The 3,486-nt window shown below is 60.9% G+C and carries 4 protein-coding genes; 2 read left to right on the top strand and 2 right to left on the bottom strand.

Translation table 11 applies throughout. From position 1 onward, the window contains the following. Positions 1–692 precede the first annotated feature (692 nt). Positions 693–1,082, top strand: coding sequence for a VOC family protein (locus tag VEJ16_17415; GenBank protein ID HYB11443.1), 390 nt, complete (start codon positions 693–695; stop codon positions 1,080–1,082). 81 nt (positions 1,083–1,163) lie between these two features. On the opposite strand, the gene VEJ16_17410 is transcribed toward VEJ16_17415, so the two are convergent. Both VEJ16_17410 and VEJ16_17405 read right to left on the bottom strand, forming a co-directional pair. Next, entirely contained in the window at positions 1,164–1,865 is a 702-nt protein-coding gene (locus VEJ16_17410; GenBank protein HYB11442.1) for a uracil-DNA glycosylase, read from the bottom strand. After that, positions 1,840–2,472, bottom strand: a complete 633-nt coding sequence (locus VEJ16_17405; GenBank protein HYB11441.1) for an NYN domain-containing protein — start codon at positions 2,470–2,472, stop codon at positions 1,840–1,842. The genes VEJ16_17410 and VEJ16_17405 overlap by 26 nt, the downstream gene beginning before the upstream one ends. Positions 2,473–2,797: 325 nt before the next feature. Between VEJ16_17405 and rpoZ the strand changes: the two genes are divergently transcribed. After that, positions 2,798–3,205: a DNA-directed RNA polymerase subunit omega gene (gene rpoZ / locus VEJ16_17400; protein HYB11440.1), complete on the top strand. Its 408-nt coding sequence runs from the start codon at positions 2,798–2,800 to the stop codon at positions 3,203–3,205. Positions 3,206–3,486 lie beyond the last annotated feature (281 nt).

The following is a 3,486-nucleotide window of genomic DNA, read 5'->3' as shown; positions in this document are numbered from 1 at the left end:
ATCGCAAGAAGTCTGCTCGCGTCGTGGGGCATCGGCCGCCAATCGTCCTAAGGATTGATCCGCGAATCGGATCGGAGGATCGCGCCAAGCGCGGTCCGTCGAATGAGGACCGCCCCAAAATTCCCCGGCCGTTGGATCATCGGCCCTGCCTTGGCTGACCTAGCCATCTTACGGTACGTTTCTCCGACACGTCTGTTTTCTAGTGATCTCGTTGACGAAATGTAAACCGGCACCCGAAATCGCTGTTTTTCATGCGCGCCCCCCAGCCGTCTCGCACGACGCGCAATTTAGCGCCCATGGATTGCGGTCTCGCCCGTGGCGCGCCCCTCTGCGGCGGGGATCACACCCGCAGACGAGATTCCCCGCCAATGGCCCCACGACGAGGGTTCATCGCGAAGCCCCGGGTCTTCAAGCGGTGGAGCACGCGGAGGCGGCCCCAAGACCCGTCGTTGGGTAACCTCCTAGACTGTCCGTTTGAACCGCGGCAAAAACCAGGCAAGATTTCCGGCGGTCGCTCCTTCGTTCGGGGCGACGAATTCACCGCGAGGTCGGCCCTAGGGTGGCCCTAGGGTAGGTGGCGTGGGCTTGCGACGAGGGCGATGAGCGGCCTTGCGACGACGCAATCGCCCTATCGGGATAGGGGTCACGCGCTTGACGGCGCGTGAACGCAAACGAAAGGGCAAGGTCAGGTGCTGGGTGTAACGCTCGACCACTGCGTGATTCACGTGTCCAATTGGGCACGCAGCAACGCGTTCTACCAACAGGTCATGGGCGCCGATCTCGTCAAACAATTCGCGGGATGGGCGTACCGATTTAGTGGCACCCAGCTCAATGTGCACGGCCCGGGCCTCAAGCCCGCGCCGGTAGCGCGGCTGCCGGTTCAACCTGGCAATAGTGATCTGTGCTTTGAGTGGCATGGGCCGATCGAGGCGGCAATCGCACATCTGGGACGCTACAAGGTGGCGGTGGAGCTTGGACCGATCGCGCGGTTCGGGGCCAAAGGCCAAGGTGTGAGCATTTATTTTCGCGATCCCGACGGGACGCTGCTCGAGTTCATTTCCTATCAGGACCGGCCGACTTAGATAGCGCGCACCGCGTCGAGAAAACGTGGCTTGACGGCCCCTGCAGCGATCGGGTGCCGGGATCAGACGTCCCCGCCGGCATCACGCTTCTGTGGATGGGCTCGGCGCGTCCAATTGGGCGCGAACCGCCGCGAACACCGCATGGAACATCTGGGGCGTGAGTTTGCCGGTATTGGTGTTATAGCGCGAGCAGTGATAGCTGTCGTAGAGCGTGAGACCGTCGAGCGGGTGGCTGCGGCCGTGGGCGAAAGCGGCCGCTGCCAGCCGAATCCCCGCGCTTACCACGACACTGTCGTGAGCAATCCGACCCAAGGCCACAATGACGCGGAGCTGGCTCATTTCACGAATCGTGCTCTTGAGGAAATCGCGGCAGTGCCCGATCTCCGCGCCGGTCGGCTTGTTTTCCGGCGGGACACAGCGCACCGTGTTGGTAATGCGGCAATCGATGAGCGTGAGGCCATCGTCGCAGCGTGCCGCATAGTGGCCGCGGGCAAAGCCGTAATCGATGAGCGTTTGATAGAGCAGGTCGCCAGCAAAATCGCCCGTAAAGGGCCTTCCGGTCCGATTGGCCCCTTGCAGACCAGGGGCGAGGCCGACGATGAGCAGGCGCGCCTTGCGCGGGCCGAACGACGGCACCGGACTGTTAAACCAGGTCGGCTCGCGTTTCCGCCAAGCCTTGCGGAACGCGACCAGTCGTGGGCACCGCGGGCAATCACGCCCCGGCTCGGGAAGAGGCCCCGCTCCCCAGCCAGGATTCTCACTCGTCCTCGAACTCGTCGTCATCGCTCGCGCCGGCCCGCTGAGGGGCCGCCGGTCGTTGCAGGAATTGCGGCGTGTGCCGCGGTTCGCGCGCTGCACGCTCCGCCGGATCGCGGCCGATTTTGCCCTGCAGTTCGACGATGTCGACGAACACGTCTGCTTGTCGGCGCAGCTCGTCGGCGACCATGGGCGGTTGGGTGGTCACGGTCGAGACCACGGTCACGCGAACGCCCTTGCGCTGAACGGCCTCGACGAGCGAGCGAAAATCACCGTCGCCAGAAAAAAGCACCATATGGTCGATGTAGCCAGCGATCTCCATGGCGTCGACGGCAAGCTCAATATCCATGTTGCCCTTGACCTTGCGCCGGCCGGTCTGGTCAATGAACTCCTTCGTGGCCTTGGTGACGACAGTGTAGCCGTTGTAGTCAAGCCAATCGATCAATGGTCGAATCGATGAGTATTCCTGATCCTCAATAACCGCGGTGTAGTAGAAAGCTCGCAAGAGATAGCCCCGTGATTGAAATTCACGCAGCAAGCGCTTGTAATCGATATCGAAGCCGAGCGTCTTGGCCGTGGCATAGAGGTTGGCGCCATCGATAAACAGCGCGATCTTTTCCTGAGACATCGACATTGGGGTTCTCGTGACTTTTAGGGGTTCTCTGGTGATCAAAAACAATTCGATCCGGTTTGGTCACCGCCGGCGAAACCGAGGGACGTCCCGATCGAAACCGACTTCACAAACAATCGTCGCCACGCCAAAATTGCGCGGACGCACGAATGCAACTTACGCGATCCGCCCGGAATTCATTGGCGCGATCGAACTTTAGCTCCCTATCGTTGCCTAACAGAGGCGTGGTCTCGCGCCAAGATAAATTTGAGGCTTGCGCTTTCGTCGCCAGGACGGTAGCTAACTGTAGAATTTTCCACAGATTTCATCGAGAAGGAGTGACCCGCCTATGGCCCGTGTCACGGTTGAGGATTGCATCGACAAGGTCGAAAATCGGTTCGACTTGGTGTTATTGGCGAGCCATCGCGCTCGAATGATATCATCGGGCTCGCAGATCACGGTCGATCGCGACAACGATAAGAACCCAGTGGTGGCGTTGCGGGAGATTGCGGAGGAAACCATTTCGCCCGGCGACCTCAAAGAGGACCTCATCCACTCTCTTCAGAAATACGTCGAAGTTGATGAACCAGAAGCCGAAAGCATGCCGCTCATCGGCGCCTCCGCCGACGGGGTCGATGCCGATGATACCGAGATCGCGGTCGACCGGATGACCGAAGAGGAGCTGCTTAAGGGCCTCGAGGGCCTCACCCCGCCCGAGGTGCCTCCCGACGTCCCGGAAATCGACGAGGACGAGTGATCGGCTCGCCTTGTGACGCGCGGGCTCGGGCCTGGCCGGCCGGGGGGAGGAAGGGCGCTTCGCTCGCATCGGTGGGTTGTCGATCCCACATACATCCTTATGATCATGCATATCAGGCGTTCGCGAAGACTTCGGCGCCTGGGTGGGATAGACTTACAGTTATACCGATTTTGCTGTTCGTCCGGGCCTCTCCGCATTGAACGAGCCGCAAGACTCGGTACGTGGTGAGATATGGCCCAGTCGCTCAACGATCTGCCAAGGATGCAGAACCAGGCGCGGTC

It is taken from the genome of Alphaproteobacteria bacterium (genome assembly GCA_035625915.1).
In the GTDB taxonomy this organism is placed as follows: Bacteria; Pseudomonadota; Alphaproteobacteria; order JACZXZ01; family JACZXZ01; genus DATDHA01.
This window is presented reverse-complemented; position numbering and strand designations above follow the sequence as displayed.